The organism is Microcoleus sp. C2D2, from assembly GCF_036702495.1.
GTDB lineage: Bacteria > Cyanobacteriota > Cyanobacteriia > Cyanobacteriales > Microcoleaceae > Microcoleus.
Window position 1 is genome coordinate 1 of the sequence record NZ_JAUBTO010000090.1, and the last position, 15,040, is coordinate 15,040.

A 15,040-nucleotide genomic window follows, 5' to 3' on the forward strand; every position below is an offset into this window, starting at 1 on the left:
GATTCTATCAGACCTATACTTTGAAGTTTCTCCCATTGATTGTCGGGGTCAATCAGCTCTTTGATTTCACTTAACATTAAATGATGTCGGATTTCTGAGCGACCGTGATTGTTCTCTTTCTAGGGGAGAATAAGCTGTATGTGTAAATCCTGAAAATCCTTGACTAATTAGACCATAGCTCACCACAGCCACTATGCCATTGTCAATTTTTCCAAGTCGCCCTAAATATTGTCTAGCTACATAATCTGTAGCTTTTCCCTTCTTTGGATCTCCTGTTTAATCAATGATGAGAAAAATTTTTCTCTTTTTAACAAGTTTTAAGCTTAATAACAACTTTTAAGATTAATTCAAGCCTTTGCCTTCTCAACGCAGAAGCCTCCCTGGCGTGATGGGGTAAGAAAGTGATGCAACCCTTGAGCATTTTCTAGCCCCATTATCTCTGCAATGGCTGGTAGTGTCTTACGTTTAATATCAGAAAGTAAACCAGCATGAAGATGTGTAAAAGCTTCAAAGCTTCTGACTTCTGAAAACAGATTTCTGTAAGAGCGACAATACTCATCAATCAATTTCAATGTCGAATTAGCTTCGCGAGGCTTAACCATAGACCCAGCAGTGGTTTGAGAGATTTGGCTCTATTATACTCTGCCGCTTAGTGACAGAAGAGGGGTATGTAGTAAATCGTACAGAAGTAAGCTTTCTAATATCTTAAGCTTCAACGATATTTCGCATACAGGATTATGCACACTACACAAGAACGATCGTGCAATTCTGCGTTTGTATTGCCTCGAAACTGCACCTTTAGTGGAACTGATTGGAAAGCCCTTGCGCCGTTTTGGTATCCGATCGCGTTCTCGCATGAAGTCACGGATCGACCGTTTGCCGCAAAGCTGCTCGATGAACGTCGAGTGCTGTTTCGACTTTCCGATAGCTCGATCGTGGCAGCACGGGATTTGTGTTTGCATCGCGGTACTCCTCTGAGTTTGGGATGGGTTGAGAACGATGAACTCCAATGCAAATATCACAGCGTCGGCTACGACAAAAGCGGTCAATGCACCGGTATTCCCGCTCAACCGGATGCCGCAATTCCCGCTGGGCTGAAATTGACGACCTACGCTGTCACCGAACGCTATGGTTTAGTGTGGGTAAGGCTCGTGGATAACGGTTCGGTGCATTTTCCATACTTCAGGAATGGAACGATCCAGATCCAGACTATATTCAGGTTCTGCCAGCCAGCGTGGCTTACGAAGCTGCCGCAGGTCGTCAAGTCGAAGGCTTTCTGGATGTGAGTCATTTTGTGTTTGTTCACACCGAATCCTTTGGCGAGGGCGAAAATCCAGAAGTGCCAGATTATCCCGTTGAGCGACTACCGCACGGGTTTCGCGCTGCGGGATGTCAGCACTGCGAGCAACTATCCGCACAATCTAAAGCATCTGAGTCCGCCTGGGTTTAAGTGGCGTCGATTGTTTGAAGTGTGGCTGCCGTTTACAGCGAAGTTAAGCGTTACCTTTGGGAACGGGCAGTTACACATCCTGAATGCTGCCTGTCCGGTTTGGGCCCGCAAAACGCGCTTGGGTAGTGCCCAGAGGCCACAATTTTGACAAACATGCACCGCGGAAAGACACGCTGGACTTTAACCATCAAGTGTTTGGCGAAGATAAGGACATTGTTGAAGAACAGTATCCCGAAGATTTACCTCGCGCGCTGCAAGATAAAGTCCACATTGCCGGGGATAAAAGCTCGATCGCCTATCGCAAAAGATTGGCAGCATTGGGTCTAGGACGATCGTTTACCGCCTAACTCCTATCTCAAGTAAATTTCGCAGGTCCAAACCATGAGCGCTGATTTAGAATTTCAAAAACCAATTCCACCAAAGCAATCCTACACAGGTTGGCAAGCAGCACTGGCAGAGTTCTTTCAGTTTGATTTCTACAGAACCAATTTCAGAACAGAGACGCTCGCGGGTATCACCACGTTCATGACGATGGGATACATCTTAGTCGTCAATCCGATTATTCTGTCAAACGCGATTTTTCTACAACAGCCTGGAGATTTGTTTTCGCAATTGGCTGTAGCAACCGCTGTGGCGTCGGCAGTTGGAACCTTCTGCATGGCAATTTTAGCAAACTACCCGTTCGGGCTCGCGCCTGGAATGGGAACGAATGCCTTTTTTGCTTTTTCAGTTGTAATCGGACTGAAAATCGATTGGCGGTTGGCGCTGTCATGCGTGTTTGTTCAGGGATTAATTTTTATGCTTCTGACGTTGACAGATGTACGTAAGTTATTGATCGCGGCAATTCCCAAGTCGCTCAAGCACGCAACCGCAGGTGGGATTGGCTTGTTTATTGCCTACATCGGGATGTCAGGAGATGTTGTTAATGGGGGGGCCGGATTGATTGTAGCAAATCCAGCCACAAAAACGGCGTTTGGTAGCTTAGCAGAACCGAACACGCTACTGGCTGTGGCGGGTTTAGCGATTACAGCCGGATTGGTGGTGCGGCGCGTCAGAGGTGCGTTACTATTTGGAATTTTTGGAACTGCTATTTGGGCTTGGCTGTTCAAGGTTTCACCCCCACCTCAAGGATTTTTTGCGCTGCCGTCACTGCCAAAAGACATTTTTGGTCAAGCATTTCTGGGAATTGCTAATCTGAACTCCGAGAATTTTATTGACTGGATTGCAGTGCTATTTGTGTTTCTGTTTGTTGATATTTTTGACACCATCGGGACGTTAACGGGTGTCGGAATGCGGGCTGGTTATATCGGACCTTCGGGCGAGTTGCCACGTGCCAATAAAGCACTGATGGCAGATGCCATTGGCAACACAATCGCTCCCATATTCGGTACGTCGAGCGTGACGGCTTATGTTGAATCGGTCGCAGGCGTTGTCGAAGGCGGTCGAACAGGGTTTACCGCTTTAGTTGTGGCAGGATTATTTGCGCTGTCGCTGTTTTTCATTCCGGTGTTTAAAGCGATTCCGGCTTTTGCAACGACGCCGACGCTGGTGATTGTTGGCGCGATGATGTTGGCCGAGGTGAAAGAAATTCCCTGGGATGATATGTCGGAAGTGATTCCAGCTTTTTTAACGATTTTTCTGACTCCATTAACATATTCGATCGCGGAAGGGTTGTCGATCGGATTTATTGCCTATCCGATTGTGAAAACCTGCCAAGGTAGAGCCAAGGAAGTGTCTGGGGGAACTTGGATCGTGGCGGGTATCTTCGTGATTCGGTTCATCTTTATGTCGCTGCGGTTTCATCATTCAGCAGCCTGAGCCTGCTCAGGCGAGATCCAACTGCTAGGTTTGAATCACTTATATCAAGTTCGATCTCCCTGATATCTTGCAGCAATGTCAATCAGGGAAATTTTCGTGGGGTCGGGCGGGTTTATCCTCCCCAACTTTCCATCACTTTAATTTCTACCTCGCAAGGAATCGGAGAGAGAAATTTATTCCCGGCTCTCACCATACATTTTTTAAGCAAGGCTTTAACGGGCTTTACTTCTTCGATAGGACACTCTATTAAAATTTCATCGTGAACCACACAAATCAGTTTAGCATCCGTGCAGCTTAGAGGTGAAAAAATGAGAGCAAGAGCGAGTTTAGTAATGTCAGCGCTCATTCCTTGAATTGGGTTATTTAGCATCTCATTAAGCAACGGTTTAGTATCTTTTGACCATAATCTCCTTCTGCCTAAGACTGTGCGACTTTCTCGGATACCTCGGCTCCAGGCGCTCCGAACTTTGCCGTGAAATTGTTTGATACCTGTATAGGATTCAAAAAACTTCTTGCGAAAGTGTGAAGCTTGTTGCAGCGTTAAAATGACTCCATGCTCTGCTTGAGCCATATTCTTAAATTTCCTAACTCCCATGCCATAAATTAAACCGAAGTTAATGATTTTGCCGAGCTGTCTGTCTTCGACAGTAATTTCAGATAAGGGTTTTGCTAGCACCAAGGAAGCTGTGAGAGAGTGCAAATCTTCCCCTTTGGAGTAAGCTTTGACCATCGTCCGATCGCCCGAAACCTTCGCCATGATCCGCAGTTCAATCTGGCTGTAATCGGCTTTCAGCAGGACGTAACCGGGTGCAGCTTTAAAACACTGTCGGGTTTCCTTATCTCTGGGGATATTCGTTAAATTTGGTTCTCGACAACTAAACCGTCCCGATCTAGCACCAATCTGAAACCAATTGGGATGGATGCGCCCTGTAATAGGGTGAATGTGTTCTGGCAAACCCAGAGTAAAAGTGTCGATACGAGTAGATAAGCTGCGGTATTCTAACAGTGCTTGAATAACAGGATACTCGCCTTGCAAAGGAATTAAATGTTGAGAGCTAGTGGAAGTAACAGGAATACCTTTTTCTTGCAAAGCCGCTAAGACTTGCTTGGGAGAGCGAGGATTAATTGTATGCGTAAATTCTGGTAGCAGAGAGATTTGTTGGTGAGGATTAGGTCGATGGAGTTGCGAATTAATTTGTTTTAAAAGAGAGTCGCGTTGATGACAGAGCTTGACTCCCAAAACTCTCCACTGTTCTCTATCTAAAAGCATTCCGTTGAGTTCCATAGAAGCCACCGCAGGCAGACAGGCAAACTCTAGTAAAGCAGTTTTCCAAAGCTTAGAAGCTTTCAGTTTTTGTTGCAGAGCAGCAGCCAGCGGGAGTAAGATTGCAGCATCGGTAGCAGCATATTGCAGTTGAGCGAGTGTTAAGTTTCCCGACCAATCGCTAAGTTGCTGCGTTTTGTCGAGCTTTACTTTCAGCAAATTCTCAGTGACAGATTCTAGGGACAGATGCCGTTTTAGTCCAGCCGTCAGCACTCGGTAAGCTAAATAGGTATCGAAAAAGGGTTTCGATGGTTCCAGTCCGGCAAAAGCGAGCATTTGCCATTCAAATTTGAGGTTGTGACCTACCTTCAGTGCAGGACTGGCCAGGAGCAAGCGTAATGGTTCGAGGGAAGTCGGTTCAATTGCCCATAAATCTACAATGATTACTGGATGGTCAGGAATGGCAAGTTGTAACAATCTAATTTTGGCTTGGTAGGGGTCAAGCCCTGTCGTTTCGCAGTCTATACCGATGATTTTTGCTGGTTGGAATGGTTGAAGGGCTGTTTCAAGATTGAAAGCAGTATCGATTAGTTGGTAAGGAGTTTTAAGTGTAGCTTGCAACTGAGATTTTTGATTTTTATCGGTTAAAATAGTTGGAATAGCTGCTAATATTTCAGGCTTAAGGGGCGGATTAGCTCTCATCATTACTTTCGTTTCCAAAGGAGAGTAAAAGGAGCCGGGGCTGTCAATACCTGTCCGGTGTTTTGAGTAACGCTTGAGGATGTCTTGTGGAGTTAGCGGTTTCATTGCACGATCGCCAAAAATTTTCAAAGCTGCGATCGCGATCGCGGTTTAAAAAATAAACTCGATCGAGTTGAAGCAGCGCAATCTTGACCAAATAATGAGTAACAGGAGTAATTGGGGTAAACCCGAGATCCGCGCCGTCAATCGAACTGACAATTATCGCAATCTTAACAATCCTGAAATCGGAACAGATGCGGCAGCAAACGACAGCAGCAAAAACTCTCCAACTGCACGTAAAAAAACCTTTTTTATGTTATATCCAAGATAAAATTTTTCAGGGAAACCCTATAAGCGAGCGCACTTTACAAATCCCGCTAGCGAGCATAAAAACGATTACTTTGGAGAAAATTCATTGACTGTAATTAGCAATCTTTTTGACCTACTCTATTTCACCAATTGTAATTTAGATCGACCTTTAATCCGCGATTCAAAAATTGTCATTCCCACCCGTCAACTCGGCTTGCTACCAAATCATCCACTTAATCCCCAAAATGAAATAACTTTTCTGCCAAAATCTTACCTAATTTTCGATGGAGTCAAAACATCGGTACGCCAATTAACCGGATATGTAGAAGAGCCTCCCGGCTGCCATGATTTCAAGCCTCTCGAAAAAACCTCTAGAACAGTTATAGATGATGATTTTCCAAATGTTGGTAAAACTGTCAGCTTATTTGGACTAGAAGGTGTTTTTGAAAACCCATTAGAATGGGTGGATTGGGAGATAGAAAGTGCATCATTTTATTTGATAGAATATTTAGCATATGACAGTAATTTACCGAGTTGTGGATAAATATAACTAAATTTATTCTACAATGATACTTATCAAGCATCAATTTGATGTTCCTAAATCCAGTGAAAAATGTTGTATTGTTGGGCAAGCAATTGCTTTTGAGGCAAGCACAGTTAACGTAACTTAAAAAGTAGTTTATCGAAAGCGCAGACAAAGATGATTAATCTGATACAAGAGCGTGCTACCAAAGAGCAACTTGAAGAAATGTTGGAAATCCTGAGCAGTTATATTAAACTGGCAGTGGATATCGAACGGGGAATTTTAGCTGGTGGTGGAGAGCTTCACGCTGACTGCGAAGCTGTATTGCTGGAAAATGGGAGCAAGCAAGTAGATATTTGGGGAGCAGATTGGTATCCGCTGACACAAGAAGTAGGTTATGAATCTCTCATCAATATCCGCCCCCGCCAAAACAATCGTTCGATGGAAATTCAAGATCCGATGATTCGAGATCGAGTTGCTCAGATCGTTCAACGGCTATTAGGAGAGTTATGAGAGATTGGAATGCTTTAAAGTCACGCTATTTGCGAGACGAACTGCCGGTTCGCCTGGGAAATTTAGCATCAAATTTAGCGCGAATCAAATCCCGCTGTCAAAATACAGCTCATGGCGAAATAATTGAAGATTTACTGCAAGAAAGCAAGCTGTTTATTGAATGGACTGCTGCCGATACAGAGATAGAAATAGCTGCTGAGTTAGTTGAGTTGCAGGTTCAGTTAGCTTGCTGGCAGTATTCTTGGGCTGAGATTCGATCGGACGTTCAGCAACGAATGAAAGTTGGGGAACAGGTAAAGATTTGGTCGGAAAAAGTGCTAAATATGTCGGGTTTGTTGGCTGCGAATTAGACAAGTGCGCGATCGCTCTTGATGCGCGATGTGCGATACTTTCTCTAAGAGCGATCGCGTTACGCAGTTGCAAATTCCGTAAGCGGACGCAAACGCGGTGGATGAAAGGCGAGGACAATATCTTCACAAGACACCGCTTATAAAAACCTAGGTAAACCTGGGTAAGCTCTGCGGTATAAGCTTTAAACGTTCTTACAAGCGTGCTTGCGCTTCCTCGGTGTCGAGGTTGACCAAGAAACTCCAGTTAGAAACGCTATAATAATCACAGCGACGTGATATTACAGCCGAACGTTTGATCTTTTTATTCAGTTGGTTCCACTCGCTCCAAACGTGCTTTTCCGGGTTCATCTCGGAATAGGCGGTTAAGGAGCGAGGTATTTTTTCACTTAATTTCATGGCCCTGCGAGCAATCACCAGTGCAGCCGATTCGTCGCTGGCTAAGCCATACATTTTTAGGTATTTCACCAAGCCGATAATACTTGAATAAGCTGGATTGACTGCAATTAACTCAATTCCGCGATTCGACAAAATAGAACTGAGTTGTTTGTAGAACTCGCTATACGCCCAACCCGATAACATCCGGGCATACTTTCTACCTTTCTCCCCTAGAGATTCCTTTTTTGTTGAGAAATCAAGTTCTTCACAAATTACGGGACATTCAAACTCCGTGGCTTTTGTTGCTAGTTGCAAGCAGGCATAAACAATCTGAGCCTGCTGCTTGCCATTCGGTAAGCCCATCTGTAATGGAATCTGCCCTTTGGCTTTGAGATTCCCTTCAGTATCAACATACGCCCACCCAATAGAACCAGGATTCATATCGATACCAATGCAACCGTACATCCTATTTCTAGAAACTTGATTCACAGGCTTGGGAGTAAATTGCACGGCAATAACCCACTTTTCGCTCTTACGGTAGAAATGCCAGGTCTTAGCCCCGCATTCTGGCAACCTGTTTATGTTGCGACCAAAATTACCAACCTCAGAAGACACAGTTTTTCCAAATCGTGACTCTAAGCACTTGGGGACTCTAAAAGTTATTTTATTCCCATTCCACTGGGAGACTTGATTGCCAAAAGACTCGTCTTTAGAGCCGACGACAAAAATATCACCGTGAGGGACGACGACTTTGATTGGCTTGACTCTTAAGTGTTCGATCCTATTCGTTAACAGGGTCAGTCTACGCTTTTTATTGTGTATTTGAAAGCGTAAACTCTGCCAATTGGTAGATTTGTATTGGAGCGAGCAAGCTATGGGAAAATTACAACCTGTCTTTGAATTATGCCATTTTTTCTTGGCATAAAATTTACGGGCTAATGCCAACTTACGTTCGGCTTTCTTGAGCCATGCACTAATGGATTTAATCTTTCCTTCAAGAGTCTTTGTGTGTAAAATTCTGTGTTCTTTAGCCCCGTCTACACGACCTTTGGCCGCACTGATTACGCCATTTGCATGGCGCTTATTGATGCCGTAGGTTTGCTGTAAGTGTGTGTTCCAGTCGGACTTCTTGAATTGTGTACTTAAAAGTAAGTGGTTGACTGTTTCAATACTTGCAGCCCTGAAAATTGGGGCGTAAGCTTCCAAGAACATCTCGAAATCTGTAAATCCAAGTTCGTTGAGTTCATCTGCTGGCGTGGGCAAGCCTTTACAATAAGTTAAGGTAGCCATTGATTCGACCTCTCAATGTGGTTGCATCCTAGTATATTAATCGCTTCGCGCAGGATTGGCAAGTTTTTCAATGAGTTTCTTTTATTTCCGAAACGTCGCTGGCGAGGTCTTTTTCAAAGGTTACACCTTCTCTTTGATCGAAATCATCAACGCTAATTAGTCTGTTCGTCAATTTACCGAGAATTTAGTAACTAAAACATAGGTAAATCTAGGTAAAATGTCAACTGCTGTTAACCCCCGCTTGCAGTAAATCGGTTGCGATGCCGTCCTCAGTCCGGTCTTCTTCAATCCAGATTTTTCCATCTTTCAGGCGAACGTGGATGACATTGCTTTTGATGCGATTATCTTGATACCAACCCATTTTCATTAGAAGATAATGCTCGCGAATTGGGTCTAGCAGCAAGAACGCCTTACCTTGTCTAGCTTCTAACGGGGTTGTCACCCCCCCAGCTTTCATAGAGCTGCCCCCTCCAAATGGAGGGGGTAATTTTTACTGAACGAAATCGCTCACAGGGATGAAGTTGCCAAAACTAGATGCGATTTAAGTTAAAACTATTCACCACATAAACTAAGAAAAACCATGCACAATTCATCGATCGAACCTAATTCCGGCTATAACAACTCCGGTTACGAATCGCAACCCGATTTGACTGTCGGTTACTCATCACCTAGGGAAGTTCGTCAAGGTAATTTTGACGACGCTTACCAAGAAAATGTTTATGATTTGTCCAACTTAGCAGATACTCCTTGGACAGATTCAGCAGTCCGGTCGAATCCACAGTTGGAACTGGAGCTTGATTAAAGAAAAAAGCGAAGATCGAGAAATGCAGTCCTGGACGCATCAACTCAGAAAAAATAGAGCAGCTTTCTTTTTCGCGATTTTAGTTAACATCAAGAGGATTTCCATGAACAGTCCCAAGCCGTTAAAAAAATCAAGCCAGATAGGCTCTGCCTTAATAGCTGCCAGTACACTCTGCCTAATTTTTGCTTTCATCTGCATTACTTTCTTAAGCTTTCCATTAATTGCTAGCGCCAGTCCCTTACCTACTAAAATTTGGGAAAAAGAACAATCTAGAGTTTTGCTGCCAGATTGGAACCAGATTACCTTTAGTTCCCTGCCTGCGGTTGCTAGTTCGGGAAGTTCTGGCGGTCGAAGCTGGCAAGCCGGCACTTCTGTTGACAACATCTTGAAGCTGGGGGACATCAACGATGTAAAACCTGAAATTCTGTCTTTGCAAGCAATTGAACAATTGGCACTAGGGGATATCAATTTAGAAAATATCAGCTTGTCAGCATTTCCCTTAGCTGGTAAGCAAACTGTCGGTCACTTGGCTGAAATTGTCCCGAATCTGGGCCAATTTCAATTGAGCAATGTTCCTCCAATTGCTTCTTTATCTTCTCAAATAGCCGGAGTGAACCCTAACATCAGCAAATTACCAATTGGTCAAGCTATAAAACAAGTACCGCAACTAGCGCAGGCAAAACTTAACCAAATTGACCTATCTGAGTTTGCGATCGCCCAAATCCCCAACCTTAATAGCGTAAATTTAGAACAGTTCTCTGGCTGGTCAGAGGAACTCATCAGCAATATTCCGCTGCTGAGTCAAGTCCCGCTTTCTAGCTTTCCGGTTCCTATTGCGTCCATTGGCAGCACAATCATGCGAATTGACATGATTTACAGTCGGTACGAGAGCAAGCGCAATAACACAATTTCCGGTTCTGATGTAGAAGGATTTGCGGTAGCGTGCGAGAAAGATTGCGCTTATATCGAACTCGACGACATGGAAAACGCCGGTCGCCGCGCCACAGGGCCGCTAGAAGGCAAGCAGTGGATTAGCGGCAAATACCAGGAAGTGCGAGGCGGTTCTGGCTGTTTGACCGGTTGGGAACCGACGGGCCGGCATCCTTTTGGGGAAGTGTTTAAAGTAGTGGTAATGGAACCGTCAGAAACCAGCGATACTGTTGACACGGCTCTGTACTTCAGGTTTAGTTTGCCCTGCGGCAAATCGCCTTACATTATTGGCCCGGTTCCGTTTCTCAGTTACAGCGTTAATTCGCCTATGTTTGTCGGTCGATTGGAGGGCGGTTCTTCTAACAGTATTTCGCGTTCAAAAGGCGTAGTATCCGAAACAAAACCTTCAAAGCCACTGAGTTCCAATCAAGCTAAAGAAAACACTTTACCAACTCAGCCTCTACCTGAATCGAAGCGAGAGTGCGCGCGCCCCGCGACTTACGTTAGCGGTGTGGATGTGGCTTCATTAGGGGAGGCGTTAGCGAAACTTTCTGAAGGAATCACCAATTTGGAAAATGCAGCCAGTGCCGACTACAAAGCCATTGGGGAGATGGTTTGTACTGAAGGAGCTCGCAACTGCGGGCGGGCGATCGGTCGCTATCAGTTGATGAGTTACCGGGAAGACGTGCAGCGTGCTGTCAGTTCAATTCCAGGGGGGGCTAACTTTATCCTGAACGTCAACAAAGGCCAAAACCCTACAAGAGAGGAACTCTTCCAATATTTTCCTCCTGCTGTTCAGGATAAAGTCTTGCAAAATTCTCTAGCTGAGAACTTAGTCAGCAGCCAACAGGAAATTGACCCTAAAACTGGGCAGGTATTCAAGGGCGATCGCTTAATTGAGCGAGTAGCGCAAAAACACTTTGGGGGTTCTGGCAGTAAAATTGATGCCAGCTATTCCAACATTTTAGGCGGCTACTCTCTCAAACAGTACGGGGAAAAAGTTCGAGAGCTTTATAACCACAATACCAGCGACAATTGCCAAGCTAATTCTGGTGACAGCAATGGCATCAGCAACTCGGTCGGCTCCGGCATTACTTTAAATGCTAGTTGGAGTATTAAGGTTGCGCCCTTCCTCAGCTCTTTTTTGGTGGGATTGTGGTTTTTAATTCGACTTTTTCATAAGCAAAAGCAGCAAACTTTTTTGATACTAATCGGTTTGGGGATAGCAGTTACTCTTGGCACGGCTGCGCTCTCCCATTGAACCAGGGGAAAGAGGAGGTGGAAAAGCAAGGTATTAACAACTCTAACAACCTTCTCCGCAATCAGGACGTTTTTAATTGCTGAAAGCAGTGATTTTATAGCACTGATATCAATTCCGGTTGTATCGGAATAATTGGGAGCATCTCATATTGGTAAAAACACTTCTTCTCGCTCCTTCCTTCTGACTCTTTCCTCCTGACTCCTGGCTCCTGGCTCCTAACTCTAATTTTGGGCTTGGCTGCTTTCATTGAGATGCTCCCGAATGATTAAACCACAGAGGGCACAGAGGACACAGAGAAAGAGAAGAGAGAGATAATAATTCCGATGTCAACGGATTAGATATGACTTCTAAGCTGTGCACGATATAAATTGTAGAGTCGTTTTGTATTCCACGAAGTCAGTCATAAAAATTGACTGTAAGATTTAGACATACAACAGCTTAGTTCAGCAAAACAATCTCTATTTTATTGTCTTTTTCTTCTGCTTTATTGTCCTGTTTTTTCTTTTATTTTGTAGGATGGGAGTAACAAATGGTTAAACAAAATAGAGTTAAACAACAAACAGCAGGCACCCAAAAGATTGTCAACCCCCCGGTTTGGTTAAATCAACTTGGTTACTGGTTTCGCATTGGTTTGACAGTTTTTACCGCCCTGTCGCTATTATTGGGGACAGTTGCTTGCACGAATTCTAGTTCAGCAACAACCGCACCAGCTTCTTGGCAACAAGCTTTGCGAGTCACTCCAAAAGAAACTTTAACCCTAATCGTAAAGGAACACAGCAGCCTTCCAGAACTCAAAGTAGTGGCTGGGCAAAGTGCAGCGGCGGAAGCGATTAAGAGAATGCGAGTGTGGCAAGTTAATGGCTCGGTAGGACGGCTGAACCTTTATGATTTCAATAATTCCGCTCTGTGCGGCACAAAAGGCTGCCTTTATGTTGGCTACTTAATTCCTAATGATTCAAGTCAAATGCCAACAGAAGTATTTGCAGCTTATCTCGACCCCCATAAACCGCCGAAAACTCCTTTGTTTAAGGCTGACAGTTCCTCGCACGAGGGTTTGCCTTGTCTAGGAGTGAATCAGCTTTCCAAAGAAGGCCGCCGCCAGCTTCAATTTTGCTACGACGGCCTTACCTATCAACTTGCTGATAGCCAGCTTTTCAAAGATGGTTAGTCTTTAGTAGAGGGCGGGTTCATCGAAGTCAAAATCTTCTTCTGAATCCACCTCAACTTCAACCTCAGCCGCCTCGGAAAATTCATCTAACTCCTCTAATTCTGAGTCGGTTCCTCCTTCAACTTGTGCAATTTTGCGAGGGGGCGACAATTTACCTCGACCTTTGCGGTTAGTTACGCTTTCTGGCAACGCCTGGACTTCAGGTTCCGCACCAGCAGCTATAGCTGGCAACTGGGCATCGCTAGCCTCAATGAAGCCAGCAATGCTATTGTGCAGTCCCCAAATCAATTTCTTTTGTGGTTTTTGACCGAGAAATAGCTTGTGAAAATTAGCATCAGTTGGTTGAGTAATGCTGTGAGTTTTGCTGCAAAAGGATTTATTTTTGCCCTCCCCTTCTTTCAGAGCTCTAAACTCGATATTCAACACTCCCAAAGAGCGCCACTTGTCATTTTTACCGCTGTAATCTCTCCCAAAGCAATCAGCAAAGGCCCGTTCCAAATTGCGGTAAAATTCTTCTCTGGCGCTCTTGAAACTCCAGAGGGCTACATTCTTGAAGCGGACGACAATCGGTACCTGATGCAGGGGTTGGTTTTTGGGATTTAGAAAGATGAGAGCGTGTTCGGAACACACTTCCTGCGTCTTTTTATCGAGGGAATCGCGATATTCGTCGTAAAGCCCAATAAAACTACCTGCTAATTCTCCATTTTCTTCAATATCTTTGTAGCGGATGTACTCAGGCACAAAAGCTAATACCAACATTCTCGCTTTTGGGAGCAGTAAGCCGGTCACTTCTTCGCTTAGTTCGACCGTTGTCAATTCCTCAACATTAGGCATTACGTGCCATTCCGCTTTGACAAGCTGGTCGTTCGGGAGCAAAATACCTGCTGGGTTATCGTTAATCACGATTCCATAGGGCAAAGAGGGCTTGCGAGTTTGGTTGTATTCACTGTTGAATAGCTCCGGATCTATCTCGTAATAATCAGCACTCTTGTTCTTTTGCGTGTTGGACTTTCCACTAGAATTCTGTACTGTCTTACTGGGAGATTTCGCGTTATTGCTTCTTACCATTGTTTACCTATTTTTGTCATGGTCTCCCCCTTGAGGCGATAGCCGCTATCTGAAATATTTAGTTTTTTAAGATGTAAAAAAAATGAACAATTTGCAATTTTTGCCTAAAATTAACAAAGCTACCTTAGTACCAATGGCAGTTCAATCTCCTAAACGTTCGTTAACTAGCATAGATTTTGGCGGATTGTTGGGTCAGTTTATGAAGCCAGAGGGACTGGCAATGTTAGGGCTAATGGCAGGCTTACTTATTGCTTCCAAATTAGTTGGAAATGGGAAGGGTAAAATTACCTCCGGGCGGCTCTGCGGGACGGCTGAAAAATTGGCAGCCACAGGCTCTGCCCTCAAGCAAATGAAAGAAAAAAAACGACAGCCCGTTACTTTGTGGAGCGGTACGCCGACTTATTGGTTTAAAGGTTGTCAGGGATTGAGTGCTCGATTGCAAACGCTATTAGGTGCAAATCCGACGGTTTGGTTTCCCCACGCAGAACGCGGAACTTTGGTCATTGGTGCTCCGGGTTCTGGCAAAACATTCAGCGTCATTGACCGCATGGTTGAAAGTGCATTCCAGCAAGGTTTTCCTGCCATTATTTACGACAAAAAAGGAGACCAGATGAAACTGCTTGCACCCCTTGCAGTGCGCTACGGCTATGATGTGCAAGTGTTTGCGCCAGGGGAAGCTTACAGCGGCACTATCAATCCTCTGGATTTTATGAGAGATGCACAAGATGCAGTAATGGCAGCAGAAATTGGACAAGTTATTGCCCGAAATGCTAGTCCGGGGGAGAGTAAAGGCAATGAGTTTTTTGAGAAAGCAGGCGAGTTGATGGCGAAGGGTTTAGTGCAGTTGGCAAAAAGCAGTCCTTACCCGGATTTAGCTTTTGTGTACGCAATTATTCAACTCCCAGATTTGGTCAAGCGCATCGACCACGCCGTTCACCGACCCGACGGTCATCCCCTCAAAATGGACAGGTGGATTGCCTCTAGTTTTTCGCAGTTATTAAGTTCAAAAGATGCTGAAAAAACTGTGGCGGGCATTAAGGCAACCGCAGAGGCAACCTACTCCAGTTTCATCCAAAAAGATTTGCTGCGGGCATTTATTGGTCGCAGCACCATTCCGATTGCTTTAGAAGGCAAAAAGTGCATTATTTTCAAATTAAATAACAAGTGACGCACTGTAG

The 15,040-nt window shown here is 44.6% G+C and carries 16 protein-coding genes; 11 read left to right on the forward strand and 5 right to left on the reverse strand.

Going from position 1 to position 15,040, the window contains the following annotated elements:
• Positions 1-347: 347 nt before the first annotated feature.
• Positions 348-602, reverse strand: coding sequence for a hypothetical protein (locus QUB61_RS40045; protein ID WP_445249306.1), 255 nt, complete (start codon positions 600-602; stop codon positions 348-350).
• Between the two features lie 135 nt (positions 603-737).
• On the opposite strand from QUB61_RS40045, the gene QUB61_RS24720 reads away from it, so the two are divergent.
• Genes QUB61_RS24720 through QUB61_RS24735 form a run of 4 tightly spaced genes read left to right on the forward strand, consistent with a single transcriptional unit; the run spans position 738 to position 3,268 of the window.
• Positions 738-1,286 (forward strand): Rieske 2Fe-2S domain-containing protein, encoded by a 549-nt coding sequence (locus QUB61_RS24720; RefSeq protein ID WP_333190151.1) that lies wholly within the window; start codon positions 738-740, stop codon positions 1,284-1,286.
• A gap of 6 nt (positions 1,287-1,292) precedes the next feature.
• On the forward strand, positions 1,293-1,598 hold the full coding sequence (locus QUB61_RS24725; RefSeq protein WP_333190157.1) for a hypothetical protein: 306 nt from the start codon (positions 1,293-1,295) through the stop codon (positions 1,596-1,598).
• Positions 1,534-1,797: a hypothetical protein gene (locus QUB61_RS24730; protein ID WP_333132785.1), complete on the forward strand. Its 264-nt coding sequence runs from the start codon at positions 1,534-1,536 to the stop codon at positions 1,795-1,797. Before QUB61_RS24725 ends, QUB61_RS24730 begins: the two co-directional genes overlap by 65 nt.
• A gap of 34 nt (positions 1,798-1,831) precedes the next feature.
• Positions 1,832-3,268: an NCS2 family permease gene (locus QUB61_RS24735; protein WP_333132784.1), complete on the forward strand. Its 1,437-nt coding sequence runs from the start codon at positions 1,832-1,834 to the stop codon at positions 3,266-3,268.
• A gap of 112 nt (positions 3,269-3,380) precedes the next feature.
• On the opposite strand, the gene QUB61_RS24740 is transcribed toward QUB61_RS24735, so the two are convergent.
• The gene (locus tag QUB61_RS24740; RefSeq protein ID WP_333132783.1) at positions 3,381-5,339 is read right to left on the reverse strand and encodes a bifunctional 3'-5' exonuclease/DNA polymerase; all 1,959 of its coding nucleotides are present in this window, start codon (positions 5,337-5,339) and stop codon (positions 3,381-3,383) included.
• A 349-nt stretch (positions 5,340-5,688) separates the two neighbouring features.
• Between QUB61_RS24740 and QUB61_RS24745 the strand changes: the two genes are divergently transcribed.
• The 3 genes from QUB61_RS24745 to QUB61_RS24755 all read left to right on the forward strand — a co-directional run bounded on the left by QUB61_RS24745 (position 5,689) and on the right by QUB61_RS24755 (position 6,968).
• Positions 5,689-6,126, forward strand: a complete 438-nt coding sequence (locus QUB61_RS24745) for a hypothetical protein (RefSeq protein WP_333132782.1) — start codon at positions 5,689-5,691, stop codon at positions 6,124-6,126.
• A 156-nt stretch (positions 6,127-6,282) separates the two neighbouring features.
• Positions 6,283-6,618 (forward strand): DUF5674 family protein, encoded by a 336-nt coding sequence (locus QUB61_RS24750; RefSeq protein ID WP_333132781.1) that lies wholly within the window; start codon positions 6,283-6,285, stop codon positions 6,616-6,618.
• Positions 6,615-6,968: a hypothetical protein gene (locus QUB61_RS24755; RefSeq protein ID WP_333132780.1), complete on the forward strand. Its 354-nt coding sequence runs from the start codon at positions 6,615-6,617 to the stop codon at positions 6,966-6,968. Before QUB61_RS24750 ends, QUB61_RS24755 begins: the two co-directional genes overlap by 4 nt.
• 192 nt (positions 6,969-7,160) lie before the next feature.
• Here the strand turns inward: QUB61_RS24755 and QUB61_RS24760 are convergent, their stop codons facing one another.
• Together QUB61_RS24760 and QUB61_RS24765 are read right to left on the reverse strand one after the other, a co-directional pair.
• The gene (locus QUB61_RS24760; RefSeq protein ID WP_333132779.1) at positions 7,161-8,633 is read right to left on the reverse strand and encodes a hypothetical protein; all 1,473 of its coding nucleotides are present in this window, start codon (positions 8,631-8,633) and stop codon (positions 7,161-7,163) included.
• A 220-nt stretch (positions 8,634-8,853) separates the two neighbouring features.
• Complete coding sequence (locus tag QUB61_RS24765) at positions 8,854-9,090, reverse strand: element excision factor XisI family protein (protein ID WP_333132778.1); 237 nt, start codon at positions 9,088-9,090, stop codon at positions 8,854-8,856.
• Between the two features lie 123 nt (positions 9,091-9,213).
• Between QUB61_RS24765 and QUB61_RS24770 the strand changes: the two genes are divergently transcribed.
• From QUB61_RS24770 to QUB61_RS24780, 3 genes are all read left to right on the forward strand, one after another.
• A complete protein-coding gene (locus QUB61_RS24770) occupies positions 9,214-9,435 on the forward strand; it encodes a hypothetical protein (protein WP_333132777.1) in 222 nt (73 codons plus the stop codon).
• Positions 9,428-11,626, forward strand: coding sequence for a hypothetical protein (locus tag QUB61_RS24775; protein ID WP_333132776.1), 2,199 nt, complete (start codon positions 9,428-9,430; stop codon positions 11,624-11,626). Before QUB61_RS24770 ends, QUB61_RS24775 begins: the two co-directional genes overlap by 8 nt.
• A gap of 529 nt (positions 11,627-12,155) precedes the next feature.
• Positions 12,156-12,794 carry a hypothetical protein gene (locus QUB61_RS24780; protein ID WP_333132775.1) on the forward strand — a complete coding sequence of 213 codons (639 nt, stop codon included), beginning with the start codon at positions 12,156-12,158 and terminating at the stop codon, positions 12,792-12,794.
• Between the two features lie 3 nt (positions 12,795-12,797).
• Here QUB61_RS24780 and QUB61_RS24785 read toward each other — a convergent pair whose 3' ends face one another.
• On the reverse strand, positions 12,798-13,862 hold the full coding sequence (locus tag QUB61_RS24785; RefSeq protein ID WP_333132774.1) for a DUF5895 domain-containing protein: 1,065 nt from the start codon (positions 13,860-13,862) through the stop codon (positions 12,798-12,800).
• 82 nt (positions 13,863-13,944) lie between these two features.
• Here QUB61_RS24785 and QUB61_RS24790 point away from each other — a divergent pair, with 82 nt between their 5' ends.
• A complete protein-coding gene (locus QUB61_RS24790) occupies positions 13,945-15,030 on the forward strand; it encodes a type IV secretory system conjugative DNA transfer family protein (RefSeq protein ID WP_333132773.1) in 1,086 nt (361 codons plus the stop codon).
• Positions 15,031-15,040: the final 10 nt, after the last annotated feature.

What these genes read in the sequence shown, in the direction of transcription:
- QUB61_RS24735 (WP_333132784.1), top strand. Translation starts at nt 1,832, where the DNA reads ATGAGCGCTGATTTAGAATTTCAAAAACCAATTCCACCAAAGCAATCC.
- QUB61_RS40045 (WP_445249306.1), bottom strand. Translation starts at nt 602, where the DNA reads ATGGTTAAGCCTCGCGAAGCTAATTCGACATTGAAATTGATTGATGAG.
- QUB61_RS24785 (WP_333132774.1), bottom strand. Translation starts at nt 13,862, where the DNA reads ATGGTAAGAAGCAATAACGCGAAATCTCCCAGTAAGACAGTACAGAAT.
- QUB61_RS24770 (WP_333132777.1), top strand. Translation starts at nt 9,214, where the DNA reads ATGCACAATTCATCGATCGAACCTAATTCCGGCTATAACAACTCCGGT.
- QUB61_RS24740 (WP_333132783.1), bottom strand. Translation starts at nt 5,339, where the DNA reads ATGAAACCGCTAACTCCACAAGACATCCTCAAGCGTTACTCAAAACAC.
- QUB61_RS24760 (WP_333132779.1), bottom strand. Translation starts at nt 8,633, where the DNA reads ATGGCTACCTTAACTTATTGTAAAGGCTTGCCCACGCCAGCAGATGAA.
- QUB61_RS24780 (WP_333132775.1), top strand. Translation starts at nt 12,156, where the DNA reads ATGGTTAAACAAAATAGAGTTAAACAACAAACAGCAGGCACCCAAAAG.
- QUB61_RS24750 (WP_333132781.1), top strand. Translation starts at nt 6,283, where the DNA reads ATGATTAATCTGATACAAGAGCGTGCTACCAAAGAGCAACTTGAAGAA.
- QUB61_RS24790 (WP_333132773.1), top strand. Translation starts at nt 13,945, where the DNA reads ATGAACAATTTGCAATTTTTGCCTAAAATTAACAAAGCTACCTTAGTA.
- QUB61_RS24720 (WP_333190151.1), top strand. Translation starts at nt 738, where the DNA reads ATGCACACTACACAAGAACGATCGTGCAATTCTGCGTTTGTATTGCCT.
- QUB61_RS24755 (WP_333132780.1), top strand. Translation starts at nt 6,615, where the DNA reads ATGAGAGATTGGAATGCTTTAAAGTCACGCTATTTGCGAGACGAACTG.
- QUB61_RS24730 (WP_333132785.1), top strand. Translation starts at nt 1,534, where the DNA reads ATGCTGCCTGTCCGGTTTGGGCCCGCAAAACGCGCTTGGGTAGTGCCC.
- QUB61_RS24765 (WP_333132778.1), bottom strand. Translation starts at nt 9,090, where the DNA reads ATGAAAGCTGGGGGGGTGACAACCCCGTTAGAAGCTAGACAAGGTAAG.